Below are 15,813 nucleotides of genomic sequence, written 5' to 3'. Positions count from 1 at the left end.
AAAATAAGCTATAAAAAGTAAAAGGTCATTGATTTGTTTCAATGACCTTTTTTTATGGAGCAAAATTTAGTTTTTGACCAATTTAAATGTTTTGCTTTTGTTGTCGATTTTAACTTTACAGATATAAATGCCTTTTGAAAGATTTCCGACATTGAGTTCTAATTTTTCATCTGGAACAACATTTTTAGAATGCGAATATACTTTTGATCCATTTGAAGAAAATAAATCTACTTCAGCTAAACCATTGTCAGAACTTGAAAAATCAATATTCAAAAGACGATTGATAACTGAAGGATAATATTTTAATTCCAAACTATTTTTTACATTATCATTTAAGCCTAAATTATTACAGCTCGTAGACAAAACACCTTGATTGGTAACCTGAAGAGTTGCTCCGGCACCGCAAGTTGCATTCGAAATAAAACCTGCAACATTTGCAGTTGGTAAAACACTATACGAATAAGCAGGTTTTGTTACTGCTGTTCCAGAATTTGCAGGAGCATTCAAACAATCATTAAAAGAAATTCCAATTGTACCGCCGTCTGTACTCACGTAATTTTTAAAAGCAGTTCCAATTTTAGCAAAATCGGTGCCTTCAACGTAGCAATTAGTATTATTGTTACCACCACCTAAACCAATTGCTAGTGATCCAGAAACCGAAGTATTGTAATAGCAATTCAAGATATGAAGCTGTGCATTTCTAGCTCTTGGCATTCTTTCTTTGCAACCTTCTGCCCAATAACAATTTTTGAAAGTTATACTGTAATGACCATCTGCTGGAGCATCAGATTTTGAAGATCCAACTAAATCAGAAAATCGGTGATCGTCTGCACCACCAGAACCTCCTGGTTTCGGAGCTTTAAGATAAGTGAATTTACACCAAGAAACCGTTACATTATCTGCAGCGCCTTTGTTGTCAAAGTTACCATCCATTCCGTCTTGAAATTCACAATGGTCTACCCAGATATTGGTTGCTTCAGATGTAAGGTTGTCTCGTCCGTCAACATCGTATGCGCCAGGGCCTTCAAAAATTAAATTTCTAATGATAATATTGTTTGATCCCGGTTTTAAATTTAAGATTCCAGAACCTGTTGCAGTTTGATCCAGATTCACTAATCGGGCACCAGGAAGTCCGATAATTGTTTTGTCATTTATTTGCAAGCTGGTGTACGGAAAGGTTATAGTTCCAGAAACTAAAATAACCTGTGGTGTTGTGAGTTTAAGCTTTGCTGTAAAATCAGCCAAAGTAGTGACAGTAACAGGAGTAGCACTTCCTCCGCCAGTTGCAGAAGCTCCAAATCCTTCTGGTGCACTCATAAAATAATTTTGAGCAAAGAGAAAGGAGCAAGGCATAAGCAATGCCAATAGCATAAGTTTTGTTTTCATTTGTGGTTTTTTTTGTGGTTTGATAGTTTAATGTAATCGATTGCACAAATGTAAAAGAATAAAAATAAATTCAAATTAATTTATCACTTTTTTATGTTTTAAAGATTTGATTATAAGAATTATAAGTGTTGTTTTTACACTAAATAAATTGGCCTTTTTATTGTGTAAATTAGAGTAAAAGAAACAATTGCTTTCTACAATTTATTAAAGAAGAGAAAATTCATACTAATTCCATATATTTGAGTTTAGGTTTAAATGAGGCAAATGAAAAAATTTAACGAACAATCCACTGAAGTTCTTTTTGAAAAAGGCTTAATAACAGAAAATCAGTTTGAAGAAATAAAAGCATATCGAAATTTGAATATCTTTTCGGTAAATGCAGAATTGAAGTTCTTCCTTTATTTATCAGTATTGTTGTTTACGTCTGGAATTGGAATTTTAATTTATGAAAACATAGATTCAATTGGGCATATTGCTATTCTTTCTCTTCTTTTAATTGTAATTGTAGTTTGTTTTTTTTACTGTTTTAAGCATTCTAAGGGCTTTCAGAAAGAAGAAACAACTTTTGAGCATCCTGTTTTAGAATATCTCGTTTTGGCGGGTAATATTTTGACTTGTATTTTTATCGGATATCTGCAGTTTCAATATAAACCTTTTGGAGAGCATTACGGATTAGCAACTTTGGTTCCGACCATTGTGAGTTTCTTTTGTGCCTATTATTTTGACAATAGAAGCGTTTTAACGATTGCGATTACAGGTTTAGCAGCCTACATCGGACTTTCGGTTACGCCTCAGGATATTTTTAACGATAGCAACAATTTATATGCAAGTCAGAATTTAAGTTATTCGGCTGTAATGCTCGGAGTTTTGTTAATCTTATGGACGATTTACAGTCGCCGAATTGCTTTAAAAACTCATTTTGGATTGGTTTTCCTCACTTTTGCATTGCATATCATAAGTATCGCAGCAATTAGTAATTTGACTGGTTATGATACTTTAACATGGATCATATTTGCTGTGATTTTGGCGGCTTCTACTTATTATTTTTATAAGATAAGTTACGATTACAAAGCAATGTCTCTGTACGTTTTTATGATCGTTTACGGTTATATTGGTGGAAACATAGTTTTGTTTAGAATTTTTGAGAATGTTGATTTCTCTAACATTTGGGAATTATTATTTTTTGTACTTCCAGTATATTTTGTAGGTTCAATTATAATGTTCATTAAACTGATTAAGAACTTTCATAAAGAAATCGCGGCATGATAGTATACGATACAAAAATATTAGATAACGAAATCTTGGTTGATGAAGCAGATACTTTATACAAAGGAGGTTTTATCAGTAAAGAACAAAATAAATTTATAAAAAAAGAATTGCCTGTTTTTAGAAGTCAGGATAACATTCTGGTTCGTATTGGATTCTTTTTATTAGGCAGTTTATTGTACAGTTCGATCTGTGGTGCAATAACCATTGTCGGTTTGAGTTCGGAGCATGTGTATTTTCAAATATGTTGTTATCTTTTTACAGTTGTTGGTTTTGTAGGTTCAGAAATATTAGCAAAGCAGAATATTCATAATCATGGACTGGATGATGCATTTATTTTAGGAACCATCCTGAATCTTGGAGTTGCTATTGCTGTAACAACAGAAGGTTACGAAGCTGTGATTGCTTTTTTTACAGCAGCAGTGTCTATTTTTATGTTTTTAAGGTATTTGCATTTGCTTTCAATGCTTGTGTTTTGTTTATCGGTGACTGCATTTTTGTTTTTTCAAATGTTTGAATTTGGTGATGTCGGAAGGGCTCTTTTACCCTTTATAGCAATGATTTTTGCCGCTATTTTTTATTTTCTCACAAAGAAATTAATCAATCAGCTATCTAAGCATTATTACGGAAATGGATTATTGCTTGCTAATAGCTTTTGTCTTGTCTTGTTTTATTTTTCCTGTAATTATTTAGTGGTAAGAGAACTTTCAGAGGAACTTTTAGGAACTGAAGTGAAACCAGGAACAGATATTCCGTTTGCATTTTTCTTTTATGGCTTTACGTTTATAGTTCCAATTATTTATTTGTTACAGGCTATAAGAACGAAAGACAGAATTATGCTTTGGCTTAGCTTTTTAGCTATAGCATTTTCATTTTATACTATTCGATTTTATTATGCTGTTTTGCCAATCGAAGTTGCGCTTACACTTGGCGGAGCCGTTTTGTTTGCAATAGCTTATTTTTCAATTAAAAAATTAAAAGAAAAAGAAAGTGGATTGACATTCAAAGCAGACCGAATCAATCATTCGGACAATTTCTTGAATGCAGAAGCTTTAGTGGTTGCATCAACCTTTGGAATTAAACCTGGTGTAAAAGCTCCAGATTCTCCAATGGAATTTGGAGGAGGAGGTTTTAGCGGTGGCGGATCTGAAGGAAGTTTTTAAATAAAAGTTGCCACGAATTTCACGAATTTCCACAAATTAATTAGTGTGAATTAATGAAATTCGTTGCAAAAAAAATCTATACTTTGCTTTTCAATGCTTCAGCATCAATATCGCTGTGTGAAACATCATAAACTGCTTTTCCATCTTTAATTAAGATAAGCTGTGGAGATTCATGGTAAACTCCAAATCGGCTTGCAATTTCGTTTGAAATATCTCTGTGTGCAATCAAATCTAAAAAGTACGCATCAACAACATCTTCAAGATCATATTCTCTTTCAAACTGTTTTAATGCCATTCGGCTGATGCTGCATCTTGTGCTGTGTTTAAAAATAACTACTGGCTTTTCTTTAGAAATAGCTTCGATCTCCATCAATTGAAGGATATCTGTTAATTCTGTCCAGTTTACTTTACTTTTTGGAGCTTCTGAGTTCTCTGAACTTCCGAAGATTGAATTAAAAAAACTCATATTTGGCTTGTTTTATGACTTTTTGACGTGTAAAAATGATTGAATTTTGATTTTTAACGCCATTTTGTCTGTTTTTTTGTTGTGGAATATAATTTGTCTATTCGAATACAAAGTTAAATGATTTGAGTCAAAAATGTAACTCAATAAATCGTAACTTTAATCTTATAAATTTCAAACAAAAAATTAATCAAATCGAAAAAATATGAATATAAATAAGTTTACTATTAAATCGCAGGAAGCCATTCAGTTGTCGCAGCAATTAGCGCAACGAAATGGCCAGCAACAAATTGAAAATGAACACATTTTCAAAGCTATTTTTGAAGTTGATGAAAACGTAGCGCCATTTATCTTAAAAAAATTAAATGTAAATGTGCCGTTATTTTTACAACTTTTGGATGCTACAATTCAGAGTTTTCCAAAAGTTTCTGGAGGTGATATTTTGCTTTCTAGAGATGCCAATAAAGCTTTGAATGAAGCAGAAATTATTGCACAAAAAATGAACGACGAATACGTTTCGATCGAACATTTAATTTTAGCCATTTTTGACTCAAAAAGTAAAGTTTCTCAGATTTTAAAAGATCAGGGCGTTACAGGAAAAGGTCTTAAAGCAGCTATTGAAGAATTAAGAAAAGGCGAGAGAGTAACGTCAGCTTCTGCAGAAGAAACGTATAATTCGTTGAATAAATACGCTAAAAATCTAAACGAGCTAGCGCGTACAGGAAAACTGGATCCAGTTATTGGTCGTGACGAAGAAATCCGTCGTGTGCTGCAAATTTTAACGCGTAGAACCAAAAACAACCCAATGCTAATTGGTGAGCCTGGAGTTGGTAAAACTGCAATTGCAGAAGGTTTAGCACATAGAATTGTGGACGGAGACGTTCCGGAAAACTTAAAAGAAAAAATCGTTTTCTCATTAGATATGGGAGCTTTGATTGCCGGAGCGAAATACAAAGGAGAATTCGAGGAGCGTTTAAAATCGGTTGTAAAAGAAGTTACATCAGCAGAGGGAGATATCGTTTTGTTTATTGACGAGATTCATACGCTTGTAGGAGCGGGTGGAGGTGAAGGCGCAATGGATGCAGCTAACATCTTAAAACCAGCTTTGGCTCGTGGAGAATTGAGAGCAATTGGTGCAACGACTTTAGATGAATATCAAAAATATTTCGAAAAAGATAAAGCGCTTGAAAGACGTTTCCAAAAAGTGCTGATCGACGAACCAGATACAGAAAGTGCGATTTCTATTCTTCGTGGAATCAAAGAGAAATATGAAACACACCATAAAGTTCAAATTAAAGACGAGGCGATTATTGCAGCAGTTGAACTTTCTCAAAGATATATTACGAATCGTTTCTTACCAGATAAAGCGATTGACTTAATGGACGAAGCAGCTTCTAAACTGCGTATGGAAATCAATTCAAAACCAGAAGAATTAGATGTTTTGGATCGTAAAATCATGCAATTGGAAATCGAAATCGAAGCCATTAAACGTGAAAAAGAAGAAAGCAAGCTGAAAATCTTAGGTATGGAATTGGCCAACCTGAAAGAAGAGCGAAACGAAATCTACGCGAAATGGAAACAAGAAAAAGATATCGTTGACGGAATTCAGGCTGTAAAACACGAAATAGAAGACTTTAAATATGAGGCAGAACGCGCAGAACGTGATGGTGATTACGGAAAAGTAGCTGAGATTCGTTACGGAAAAATAAAAGAAGCTCAAGAACGTCAGGAAGATCTGCAAAAACAATTGCAGGAATTTCAATCTGGAAATTCTTTAATTAAAGAAGAAGTCACCAGAGAAGATATCGCAGAAGTTGTAGCAAAATGGACTGGAATTCCAGTGACCAAAATGCTTCAAACAGAAAGAGAAAAACTATTGCATTTAGAAGACGAATTGCACAAACGTGTAGTAGGTCAGGAAGAAGCGATAGAAGCCGTAAGTGATGCAGTTCGTAGAAGCCGTGCCGGTTTGCAGGATATGAAAAAACCTGTTGGAACATTCTTGTTCTTAGGAACAACCGGAGTGGGTAAAACCGAATTAGCAAAAGCTTTAGCCGAATATCTTTTTGATGATGAAAATGCCATGACGCGTATTGATATGAGTGAATACCAAGAGCGCCACAGTGTGAGTCGTTTAGTGGGTGCGCCTCCAGGATATGTAGGTTATGATGAAGGGGGACAATTGACAGAAGCGGTTCGTAGAAAACCATATTCTGTGATTTTGTTAGACGAGATCGAAAAAGCGCATCCAGATACTTTTAATATTTTATTACAAGTTTTGGATGAAGGCCGATTGACAGACAACAAAGGACGTCTAGCCGATTTCAAAAACACAATTATCATCATGACTTCTAATATGGGAAGTCAGATCATTCAGGAGAAATTCGAAAACCTAAAAGGTGGAGTAGAAGCAGCGACAGAAGCTGCTAAAAACGAAGTTTTAGGATTGTTGAAACAGACGGTTCGTCCGGAATTTATCAACCGTATCGATGAGATTGTAATGTTTACGCCACTTACTGTAGAAAATATTTCAAGAATTGTAAGCTTACAATTAAAAAGTGTTACAAAAATGCTGGCACTACAAGGCATTACAATGGATGCAACTCCAGAAGCAATTGCTTATTTGTCAGACAAAGGATATGATCCTCAATTTGGGGCAAGACCAGTAAAACGTGTTGTTCAGAGAGAGGTTCTAAATCAACTGTCAAAAGAAATTCTGGCAGGAAACATCACAACAGAAAGTATTATTTTATTAGATGCTTTCGATGGCAAATTGGTTTTTAGAAACCAGACCACTAAATAATTTTTTCATGTTATTCTTAGAAAAGCATCAGTCGAAAGGCTGGTGCTTTTTTTATTAATATTTAATTTATTGTAAGAAATAGTTTATATTTTTCCGTAATTATTAAATCAAAAATATGAAAAGAAATCAAAGGGCATTTTTATTTTTATTTCTTGTAAGTATTTCATTTGTGACCAATTCGCACGCACAAGAAAGTATTGTTGCGGCTGGAGGAAAAGGCACAGGAGATGGTGGAGCTGCAAGTTATTCAATTGGACAAATTGCTGATGTTAAATTGAAAGGGAATGGTGGCTCTGCACAGCAAGGCATCCAGCAAGCTTACGAAATATCGACTTTAAGCAATGATAAATTTGAAGGAATTAGTTTAGTTATGACAGCGTTTCCAAACCCTGTTGTTGATGAACTGAACCTTATTGTCAATAATAAATTTGAAGACTTGTCTTATAATTTATTTGATATCAATGGAAGAATACTTTCAAAGGCTTTCAATATTACTTCGTCAGAAACAAAAATATCGATGCAAGGATTGGCGCAAGGGATTTATTTTCTTACAGTAAACAACAATTCAAAAGCTATAAAAACCTTTAAAATCATTAAAAAGTAAAAATTTTAAACAACAGAAAAATATATGAGAAAAATTACTCTAACATTTCTATTATTAAGTTCTTTTACCATTTTACTTGCTCAAGCACCGCAAAAAATGAGCTATCAGGCTGTTGTTCGTAAAGCGGATAGTACATTACTTGTAAATTCTGTAATTGGTATTAGAATAAGTATTTTAATAGGGTCGGAAACAGGAAAACCGTCTTATGAAGAAACTCAGACGACAACAACAAACACTAACGGATTAGCAACAATAGAAATCGGTGGTGGTACAGCAATTAATGGAAGGTTTTCAGATATTGATTGGGGAGCAGGATCTCATTTTGTTAAAACAGAAATTGATCCAACTGGAGGAACCAATTATACAATTAGTGGTACAAGTCAGCTTCTAAGTGTTCCATACGCTTTATATTCAGGAAGTAGTTCAAATAAAGGAAAAACTAGTATTGTATTAACTGGTGATATTAGTGATGCAGAAGCTAGAGCACAAATAAAATCTGAATTAGGTTCTTATACAGAAAATATTTATGTTACTAATACAACAAACCTGACAACTTTAGATTTGAATTCAGCAACAAATTTGATAAATTTAATTATACAGGACAATGTAAAATTAAGTACTATAAAAGTAGATAATCTGCTTAATATTTATGGTGACTTAGAGATAGAAAATAACGAAAAATTAAGTACAATTGTGTTTTCTGCTTTAAAAGGAATGCATGGATATGATCTCAGCATTATGAATAATCCATCTTTGCTATCGATTTCTTTTCCTGCATTGATTAAGACTAAGGGAGTTTATTTTGCTGAAAATAAATCTCTTAGTTATATTAGTTTTCCGCTACTAGCAAAGGTTTATGGCTCTCATACAAGTCTCAGTTTTAGCAATAATGCCCTTCCAAGTCCTCAGGTTAATGCAATTTTACAAAAACTGTTAGGTATTACGCCAACTTCAGGATGGTATATTCAGTTGCAAAGTCAAAATCCTATATCTCCTCCAACAGGTCAAGGAATTATTGATAAAGCAACTTTAATTAGTAGAGGTCAAAATGTAGATACCGATTAATTCAAGAAATATTACATTAAAAGCATCAGTTTAAAACTGATGCTTTTTTTGTATCCTCAAATTTTGAAACTTTTCTCCCAATTTTTATAACAATTCATTTTGAAAAAATAATCAATTTTAAATTAATAAAAATCAGCAAATTATTAATTAAAATCAAAAATCATGAATAACATATTTAGAGGATTATTGGCAGGTTACGGAGCTAAAAAATTAGGTGGAGGATGTTTCGGAACAATTATCGTTTTTATTATTCTTTGGGTTCTTTTAGGACAATGTAGTTAATAGTCACATTACAGAAAATTAGGAATAAAAAACTTAAATTTAATATGATATTGTTGGGCAGATTACGGCAAATTGTCTAGATTCGCATCACTAAAAATAAATTTAAAAAATGGGTTCAGGTTTTTTCGCTCTATTAGATGATATCGCAGCAATTATGGATGATGTTGCTATAATGAGTAAAGTTGCTGCAAAAAAAACAGCAGGAATTCTTGGTGATGATTTGGCAGTAAATGCCGAAAAAGCTTCAGGATTTGCTTCATCAAGAGAGCTTCCGGTTTTATGGGCAATCACAAAAGGTTCGTTATTAAACAAAATCATTATTCTTCCAATCGCATTTTTATTGAGTGCTTTTTTTCCAATTGCTATCATGGTGATTTTGGTTTTAGGAGGATTGTTTTTAGCTTATGAAGGAGCAGAAAAAATCTATGAATTTATTGTACCTCACAAACACGAAGAATCTGAAGGGATTACAGACGAAGTTCTTACTGAAGAAGAAATTCTAATAATCGAAAAAGATAAAGTAAAGTCGGCAATTGTAACCGATTTTATACTTTCTGTAGAAATTGTAATTATCGCTTTAGGAACCGTAATCGGAAAACCATTGGTTTCTCAAATTATCACAGTTTCAATCATCGCATTAATTGCAACAATTGGCGTTTACGGAATCGTAGCGCTTATTGTTCGTATGGATGAAGTAGGTTTCAAAATGATTAAAAGCAGTAAAAAAGAAAACAGTCTTTTAAAAAGTGTTGGAAATGTATTAGTTCAAGCGCTTCCAAAAGTAATCAAAGGATTAACTGTAATCGGAACAATAGCCTTGATTTTAGTTTCCGGAGGATTATTCGTTCACAACATCGAATTCTTTCACCATCTTTTACCAAATTTCCCTTCAATTGTAAAAGAGTTTGCAATCGGACTTATAATAGGCTTTATTGTTTTAGCAATCGTAAATCTATTGAAAAAGATCTTTAAAAAGAAAACAGTTTAATTAGAATTTCAAAATATAATTTCAAGAAACATCAGTTAACGCTGGTGTTTTTTTTGTTTAGGAGCAGATCGAAAGTTTTTTCAAAAGAGCGTTCGGTCCCGCTATCCGCTATATCTTTTTTTGGTAGAAAAAACCAAAAAAAGGATGCCGCTTCTATCGGGGCTAAGTAAGAAAATTTTTCTCTTCATAAGAAAAAATAATAATTCATTAAAAATTTTTCAATAAATAAGGGTTTGATTTACAAATGTTTAATTGTTGATTCAAAACTTTTAACATTTTGCCAAAGCAACCTTTGCAATTATGTGCTGTCTTCATAGTAATTAACAATTAATTATTATTTTATATGAAAAGTTTTAGATTAAAATCAGTTTTAGTAGTATTATTTTTATCATTATCAATTGTTTCATGCAGCAATGACGATGATGAAAAAACTCCAGCTCCAACTACAAAAGCTGCTTTGGTAACAGAAATTAAAGGACCAGCAACAGGAAAAGTAAATGAAGAATTAAGCTATGAGGTAACGTATGTTGTAGACAATGCCTGTGCAGAATTTGATAAAATTACAGAAGTAAAAATTGGAGATGTAAAAGGATTGCAAGTAATTGCAAAATATCCATCGGAAGTTTGTACGCAACAAGTACCAGAACCAAAGAAAACAGTTTACAAAATTAAACCAACTGTAAAAGGAACTGTAGAGATTAAATTCAAAAAATCAGAAACAGAATTCTTAACTCAGAAAGTTGTAATCGAATAGCAACTAGTTTAGTTGATATTTTTTTAGGTTGAAAGCCATTTTGCAGAAGCTTAGTTTTAAGCTGATGTGGGATGGTTTTTTTTATTTAAAGTTTAAGAATTATAAGGTCTAAAGTACATCTTAAAAATGCTATCTTTGAATTGTAAAAAATAGAATTATGGGAGCTTTGGAATTGAGAGAGAGTATTTTGGAGTATATAAATACAGCAGATGAACGTCTGTTAAAGGTAGTAAAAGCAGTAATTGAAAGTTATCAGGAAGATGAAATAGTTGCCTTTTCAGTTGATGGAAAACCAATCACTAGATCAGAATATAAACTGGAATTATCAAATGCTGAAAACGAAATAAAAAATGGAAGCCTAATTTCTCACGAAGATTTGGAAAAAGAATCTGAAAATTGGTAATGGAAAGAGTTAAAAAAGTCATTTGGACAAATTCTGCCAAAGATGAATTAAAAGCTATTTATACATTTTACAAACAAAAATCTACTCAAGGAGCTTTAAGTTTAAAAGCGGATATTTTAGAAACTGTTAAAAGCATTGTTTTTGCAGAACAATATCAGAAAGATGAAATTGACCCAGAATACAGAAAAATTATTGTTAGAGATTACAAAATTCTCTACAAAGAAATAAATGGTGAAGTTTTTATTGTAAAAATATTTTCAATAAGACGTTTCCCAGAGAGGGAATTAGAATAGAGCTTTTTTGAGGCTCTTTTTTTATGCATAAGAGGTAAAACCTAACTTTGCCATTCCTCTAAAATTTACTATTTTTGCACTCTAAATTTTATGTCATGGCGAAAAGAAAATATAAAATATCGGTTATTCAGTTAAATCTGAATGATGTTGCCGAAAATAATCTTAAGAAATGTATCAGCTGGGTAAGAGATGCTGCGAGTCAAGGTGCAGAAGTGATCTTACTTCCTGAATTATATAGCAGTCATTATTTCTGCCAAAGCGAGGATGTAGATAATTTTGCATTAGCAGAACCACTTTACAGTACTTCATTTATTGCATTCAGCGAATTGGCAAAAGAATTAGGAGTAGTTATCATTGTTCCTTTCTTCGAAAAAAGAATGGCTGGAATCTATCACAATAGTGCGTACATTATTGATACTGATGGAACAGAAGCTGGTTTATACCGTAAAATGCACATCCCAGACGATCCTCATTTCTATGAAAAATTCTACTTCACACCTGGTGATTTAGGTTTTCAGGCCATAGAAACTAAAAAAGGAACTGTTGGAACTTTAATCTGTTGGGATCAATGGTATCCAGAAGCAGCTCGTATTACAGCGCTTAAAGGAGCAGAAGTTTTATTTTATCCAACAGCAATTGGATGGCATCCTAAAGAAAAAGAGCAATACGGAGAAAACCAATATGGTGCTTGGATGAATGTAATGAAAGGCCATGCCGTTGCAAATGGTGTTTTCGTTGCAGCAGCAAACAGAATCGGTCTTGAGAAATATTTGGAAGGAACAGAAGGAATTCAATTCTGGGGAGCTTCTTTCATTGCTGGGCCACAAGGTGAAATCTTAGCGCAGGCTTCTCACGATAAAGAAGAAATTCTAATTGCTGAGGTTGATTTAGATTTACAAGAAAATGTTCGTCAAAACTGGCCATTCTTCAGAGATAGAAGAATTGATGCTTTTGGAGATATTGTAAAAAGAGCAATTGATAAATAATTAGAATTATCTATACTATTTAAAAGAGCTGTCTAAAAAAGACAGCTCTTTTTTTGTACGCTTCAGAGAAGCGAAATAGCTATAGAAAATAATTCACACATATAATAAAAAAGCTCCAGCGGAGCGACATATAAATTGTGAATATGTCACTCCGCTGGAGCTTTTTTTGTTTTAATTATTGAAACTCTATAAATATTTTGCTTCTCTGAAGCTCTTTTATAATTTATATTAAAACAAAAAAGAACTGCTTCATTACTGAAACAGTTCCTTTTCTTGTTTTTAGCTTTATATTTAGATTACTTCACTTGGAAAGTAACTCTTCTCACGATTTGACGTGCTTCTTTAGAGTTTTTGTTAACAGAAGTATCTTCTCCGTTAGCAATTACATTCAATCTTGAAGCATCGATTCCAGCGTTTACTGCTACTTTTTTCACAGCTTCAGCTCTTTTTCTAGACAATTCAGTATTGTAGTTTGAACTTCCAATTTCATCAGCATAACCAATAATATCTGCTGATTTTCCTGGATTGTTTTTCAAGTATTTCACTAAGAAATCTACACCAGATAACGAAGCATTGGTAGGTTTAGACGAATTGAAATCGAAATAAACATTTACATAACCTCCGTTGATTAATTCTTCAACAGTATTGTTTGTGTTTGTACCAGCGCCTTTCTTTTCATAAGTTTTATCTAAATAGCTTTCTAACTCATCAGGTACACCATTTTGATTGGTATCAATAGATTGACCTTTTGTGTTAACAGCAACACCAGCAATAGAATTTGGTTCTAAATCGTATAAATCAGCAACACCATCTTTGTCTGAGTCGATAAGACCAGTTTCGATTAAGTCCACTCTTTTTTCCAATTCCCCAATTCTGTCTTCTTCACCAACCCAGTCAGCATGTCTTTCATGTTTTCCTAAGTAGAAAGTTAAACCAACAGAAGCATTTAATAATACACCATCAAAAGATCCTGTTGTTGTATTTCCCATTCCGTCAAAGTTCCAGTTTTGTCTTCCGTTAACAATACCTGTTAAGTCTCCAGTCAAAGCTACACGGTTGCTTAATCTGATTTGTCCAGTTAAACCAGCAATTCCGTGTGCCATATAATCTTGACCACCAAAACCAGTTTCTGTACTAATTTGCGAAACTCCAAAACCACCATGTGCTAAAAGTCCGATTGTATTCGTCCATGTTTCAAAATTCAAAGCACGTCCAACATTTACAACTCCTTGTAAACTTGCTCTAACATAACGGCTTTCAAAATCAGGAGTATTTTTTTTCTCTTTAAATTGATCGTATCCAACATCTAATTTCAAACCAAATTTTGGATTAAACATATATCTTACACCTAAATCTCCGTGAAAAAAGTTTGCAGATTCTGTTGTATAACCTGGTGTCATTGTTCTCGTTGGTTTATTAACACCTCCATTAAGTTCAATCGACCATTTATTGAATTCCTGGTCTACGGCAGGTTTGGTAGAAGTGGTAGCCATATTTTGCGCGCCAGCGGCGAAGGATAGTAATAATAACGAGGCTGATACTAATTTCTTTTTCATGATATCAAAAATTAAATTGTTTTTATTTTAAACTCATGAACAAAATTAGGGCGTGTATATTTAGAATGTGTTGTATAGTTACTTACATAATTCCCATCTTTTGGCTTTTAATTATGTAAATACGTTAAAATTAGCCTAATACAAGTCAAAAAAAAAGAGCAAAATTTACATTTTGCTCTTTTTGATGTACTGAAAATATATTATTTTAAGTCTGGTTGGTAGATTTTAACACTTCCGTCTCCTTCGCTACTTACCACTAATAAACTTCTTTTAGTAGGGCTTTTTGAAGCTGGAATAAAAAGTAATCCTTCTGGAGCGTCACCTGTTTTTACAGTTTGTAAATATTGTGGCGATGTTGGGTTTGTAGCATCATAAACCATAAAGGCATCAGATCTTTCTAAACCAACAAAAATAATGTTTTGGTTCCCCATTTTTGCAGTAACAACCGCTTCTGGCTCAGAACCTTTGTCATCACTTCTTTTGTCATCGTAAGTTCCTAATTCGTGCGTTTTTTTGTCAACGTCATTTTTGCTGTCATAAACGATTTTTCCTGTGTTGCCATTCCAAATTGAGAAAGATCTTCCTCCAAAACTTACCATTTCGTCTAAATCTCCATCACCGTCTGTATCTCCCATATCAGCAACTAGATTTAATCTTCCCATGCTAGGATCTAATTTTAAAGCAGCAGCATCTGGAAAAACTGTTGCATCCAATTTCAAGCTTTTCATACGCTTCACATCAGAATAAGCGTTGTATTCTCTTGCATCACCTTCGTTAGCAGTCACAAAGTAAGGAACATTATTTACGGTATAATGTGCAATAGCATCCGGCATATAAAGTCCTTTCACTTTCCAAGGATTGAAAGCAATTTTATCATCACTGTCACTTACATCAATTGCATTTTCAGCAGTATTGTAATCTTTTAAACCTAAAGGATAAATAGCAGTAATAGTTTTAGAAGTCAAATCAACTTTTGCAACACCATTGTTTTCTTGTAAAGTTACCCAAGCCGTTTTAGAATCGTCAGAAATAGTAATGTATTCTGGTTCGATATCTTGAGCAAAACTAGTTTTAGAAAATTTAGAAATTCTAAACCCATCTTTTGCTAAAGCAGCTGCCTGACTTGCAAACGAAGCGAAATCTAAAGTTGTAACAGTATAAGTGCTGGTTTCGATAATAGAAATTGTTCCGTTTGGATCTTGTGTGTAATCTGTATTTGGCTCACCTTCATTAGCAGTCATAATATATTTTCCATCAGGAGAAAAAGTTACCATATCTGGCAAAGCTCCAACAGTAACTTGTTTGATTAAACTATAATCAGAAGTATTAAAAATAACTACTTTTCCGTTTGCTTGTTTGTTTGCAGTTGATTCTAAAGCAACAGCTAGTTTTCCGTCAAAAACAGAAACACTGTTTGCAGCACCTTCATAAGATGCTAAATCAATTTTTCCAATTTTCATCGGTTTGGTAGGATCTGTAATATCAATAACATCAATTTGATTTACTCCGCTATTGTTTACTGTAAATAATCTTTTTGTTTTTTCGCAGTAAGCAGAAATTTCAGCAGCAGCTTCTCCACCAATAGTGATAGAACCAATTTCTTTAAAAGTTCCTGGATTCTCGTTAACAGAAAATTCTGGTTCGTTGTTTTTTTCATCATTATTACAGCTTGCCAAGATCAAAAGGGCAGCCATTAATGAGATTGATAATTTTTTCATGAATGTGTTAGTTTTTAGTTTCGGCAAAAGTAATTCTGTGGGTTCTGTTAAATATTAAGAACGCATTATGAAATCTTTAACTT

General features: G+C 33.2%; 14 protein-coding genes. 10 read left to right on the top strand and 4 right to left on the bottom strand.

All coding sequences use genetic code 11. The features are described 5' to 3' along the window. Positions 1-66 precede the first annotated feature (66 nt). A complete protein-coding gene (locus NQQ59_RS03945; protein ID WP_144213828.1) occupies positions 67-1,386 on the bottom strand; it encodes a T9SS type A sorting domain-containing protein in 1,320 nt (439 codons plus the stop codon). 264 nt (positions 1,387-1,650) lie between these two features. Between NQQ59_RS03945 and NQQ59_RS03940 the strand changes: the two genes are divergently transcribed. Then, a complete protein-coding gene (locus tag NQQ59_RS03940) occupies positions 1,651-2,652 on the top strand; it encodes a DUF2157 domain-containing protein (protein WP_144213826.1) in 1,002 nt (333 codons plus the stop codon). Further along, a complete protein-coding gene (locus NQQ59_RS03935) occupies positions 2,649-3,815 on the top strand; it encodes a hypothetical protein (protein ID WP_144213824.1) in 1,167 nt (388 codons plus the stop codon). The genes NQQ59_RS03940 and NQQ59_RS03935 overlap by 4 nt, the downstream gene beginning before the upstream one ends. Positions 3,816-3,891: 76 nt before the next feature. Here NQQ59_RS03935 and ytxJ read toward each other — a convergent pair whose 3' ends face one another. Continuing rightward, entirely contained in the window at positions 3,892-4,281 is a 390-nt protein-coding gene (gene ytxJ, locus NQQ59_RS03930; protein WP_144213821.1) for a bacillithiol system redox-active protein YtxJ, read from the bottom strand. Between the two features lie 202 nt (positions 4,282-4,483). Between ytxJ and clpB the strand changes: the two genes are divergently transcribed. The 8 genes from clpB (at position 4,484) to NQQ59_RS03890 (ending at position 12,456) form a co-directional block, all read left to right on the top strand. Next, on the top strand, positions 4,484-7,081 hold the full coding sequence (gene clpB / locus NQQ59_RS03925; protein WP_144213819.1) for an ATP-dependent chaperone ClpB: 2,598 nt from the start codon (positions 4,484-4,486) through the stop codon (positions 7,079-7,081). A gap of 115 nt (positions 7,082-7,196) precedes the next feature. Continuing rightward, a complete protein-coding gene (locus NQQ59_RS03920; RefSeq protein ID WP_144213817.1) occupies positions 7,197-7,685 on the top strand; it encodes a T9SS type A sorting domain-containing protein in 489 nt (162 codons plus the stop codon). Positions 7,686-7,709: 24 nt separating this feature from the next. Further along, positions 7,710-8,750, top strand: coding sequence for a hypothetical protein (locus tag NQQ59_RS03915; protein WP_144213815.1), 1,041 nt, complete (start codon positions 7,710-7,712; stop codon positions 8,748-8,750). A 391-nt stretch (positions 8,751-9,141) separates the two neighbouring features. Next, a complete protein-coding gene (locus NQQ59_RS03910) occupies positions 9,142-10,020 on the top strand; it encodes a DUF808 domain-containing protein (protein ID WP_144213813.1) in 879 nt (292 codons plus the stop codon). A gap of 343 nt (positions 10,021-10,363) precedes the next feature. Then, entirely contained in the window at positions 10,364-10,774 is a 411-nt protein-coding gene (locus NQQ59_RS03905) for a hypothetical protein (RefSeq protein WP_144213811.1), read from the top strand. 157 nt (positions 10,775-10,931) lie between these two features. Continuing rightward, a complete protein-coding gene (locus tag NQQ59_RS03900; RefSeq protein WP_144213809.1) occupies positions 10,932-11,177 on the top strand; it encodes a hypothetical protein in 246 nt (81 codons plus the stop codon). Further along, entirely contained in the window at positions 11,177-11,470 is a 294-nt protein-coding gene (locus tag NQQ59_RS03895; protein WP_144213807.1) for a type II toxin-antitoxin system RelE/ParE family toxin, read from the top strand. The genes NQQ59_RS03900 and NQQ59_RS03895 overlap by 1 nt, the downstream gene beginning before the upstream one ends. A 95-nt stretch (positions 11,471-11,565) precedes the next feature. Continuing rightward, entirely contained in the window at positions 11,566-12,456 is an 891-nt protein-coding gene (locus NQQ59_RS03890) for a carbon-nitrogen hydrolase (RefSeq protein ID WP_144213805.1), read from the top strand. 296 nt (positions 12,457-12,752) lie between these two features. On the opposite strand, the gene NQQ59_RS03885 is transcribed toward NQQ59_RS03890, so the two are convergent. After that, positions 12,753-14,012: an OmpA family protein gene (locus tag NQQ59_RS03885; protein ID WP_144213803.1), complete on the bottom strand. Its 1,260-nt coding sequence runs from the start codon at positions 14,010-14,012 to the stop codon at positions 12,753-12,755. 200 nt (positions 14,013-14,212) lie between these two features. After that, entirely contained in the window at positions 14,213-15,730 is a 1,518-nt protein-coding gene (locus NQQ59_RS03880; protein ID WP_144213801.1) for a choice-of-anchor I family protein, read from the bottom strand. Between the last annotated feature and the right edge of the window lie 83 nt (positions 15,731-15,813).

The organism is Flavobacterium panacis, assembly GCF_024649945.1.
Taxonomy (GTDB): Bacteria; Bacteroidota; Bacteroidia; order Flavobacteriales; family Flavobacteriaceae; genus Flavobacterium; species Flavobacterium panacis.
This window is presented reverse-complemented; position numbering and strand designations above follow the sequence as displayed.

Excerpts from the sequence above, each read along its gene's own strand:
- NQQ59_RS03940 (WP_144213826.1), top strand. The coding sequence starts at position 1,651 with ATGAAAAAATTTAACGAACAATCCACTGAAGTTCTTTTTGAAAAAGGC.
- NQQ59_RS03880 (WP_144213801.1), bottom strand. The coding sequence starts at position 15,730 with ATGAAAAAATTATCAATCTCATTAATGGCTGCCCTTTTGATCTTGGCA.
- NQQ59_RS03910 (WP_144213813.1), top strand. The coding sequence starts at position 9,142 with ATGGGTTCAGGTTTTTTCGCTCTATTAGATGATATCGCAGCAATTATG.
- NQQ59_RS03915 (WP_144213815.1), top strand. The coding sequence starts at position 7,710 with ATGAGAAAAATTACTCTAACATTTCTATTATTAAGTTCTTTTACCATT.
- NQQ59_RS03890 (WP_144213805.1), top strand. The coding sequence starts at position 11,566 with ATGGCGAAAAGAAAATATAAAATATCGGTTATTCAGTTAAATCTGAAT.
- NQQ59_RS03885 (WP_144213803.1), bottom strand. The coding sequence starts at position 14,012 with ATGAAAAAGAAATTAGTATCAGCCTCGTTATTATTACTATCCTTCGCC.
- NQQ59_RS03900 (WP_144213809.1), top strand. The coding sequence starts at position 10,932 with ATGGGAGCTTTGGAATTGAGAGAGAGTATTTTGGAGTATATAAATACA.
- ytxJ (WP_144213821.1), bottom strand. The coding sequence starts at position 4,281 with ATGAGTTTTTTTAATTCAATCTTCGGAAGTTCAGAGAACTCAGAAGCT.
- NQQ59_RS03935 (WP_144213824.1), top strand. The coding sequence starts at position 2,649 with ATGATAGTATACGATACAAAAATATTAGATAACGAAATCTTGGTTGAT.
- clpB (WP_144213819.1), top strand. The coding sequence starts at position 4,484 with ATGAATATAAATAAGTTTACTATTAAATCGCAGGAAGCCATTCAGTTG.
- NQQ59_RS03905 (WP_144213811.1), top strand. The coding sequence starts at position 10,364 with ATGAAAAGTTTTAGATTAAAATCAGTTTTAGTAGTATTATTTTTATCA.
- NQQ59_RS03920 (WP_144213817.1), top strand. The coding sequence starts at position 7,197 with ATGAAAAGAAATCAAAGGGCATTTTTATTTTTATTTCTTGTAAGTATT.
- NQQ59_RS03895 (WP_144213807.1), top strand. The coding sequence starts at position 11,177 with ATGGAAAGAGTTAAAAAAGTCATTTGGACAAATTCTGCCAAAGATGAA.
- NQQ59_RS03945 (WP_144213828.1), bottom strand. The coding sequence starts at position 1,386 with ATGAAAACAAAACTTATGCTATTGGCATTGCTTATGCCTTGCTCCTTT.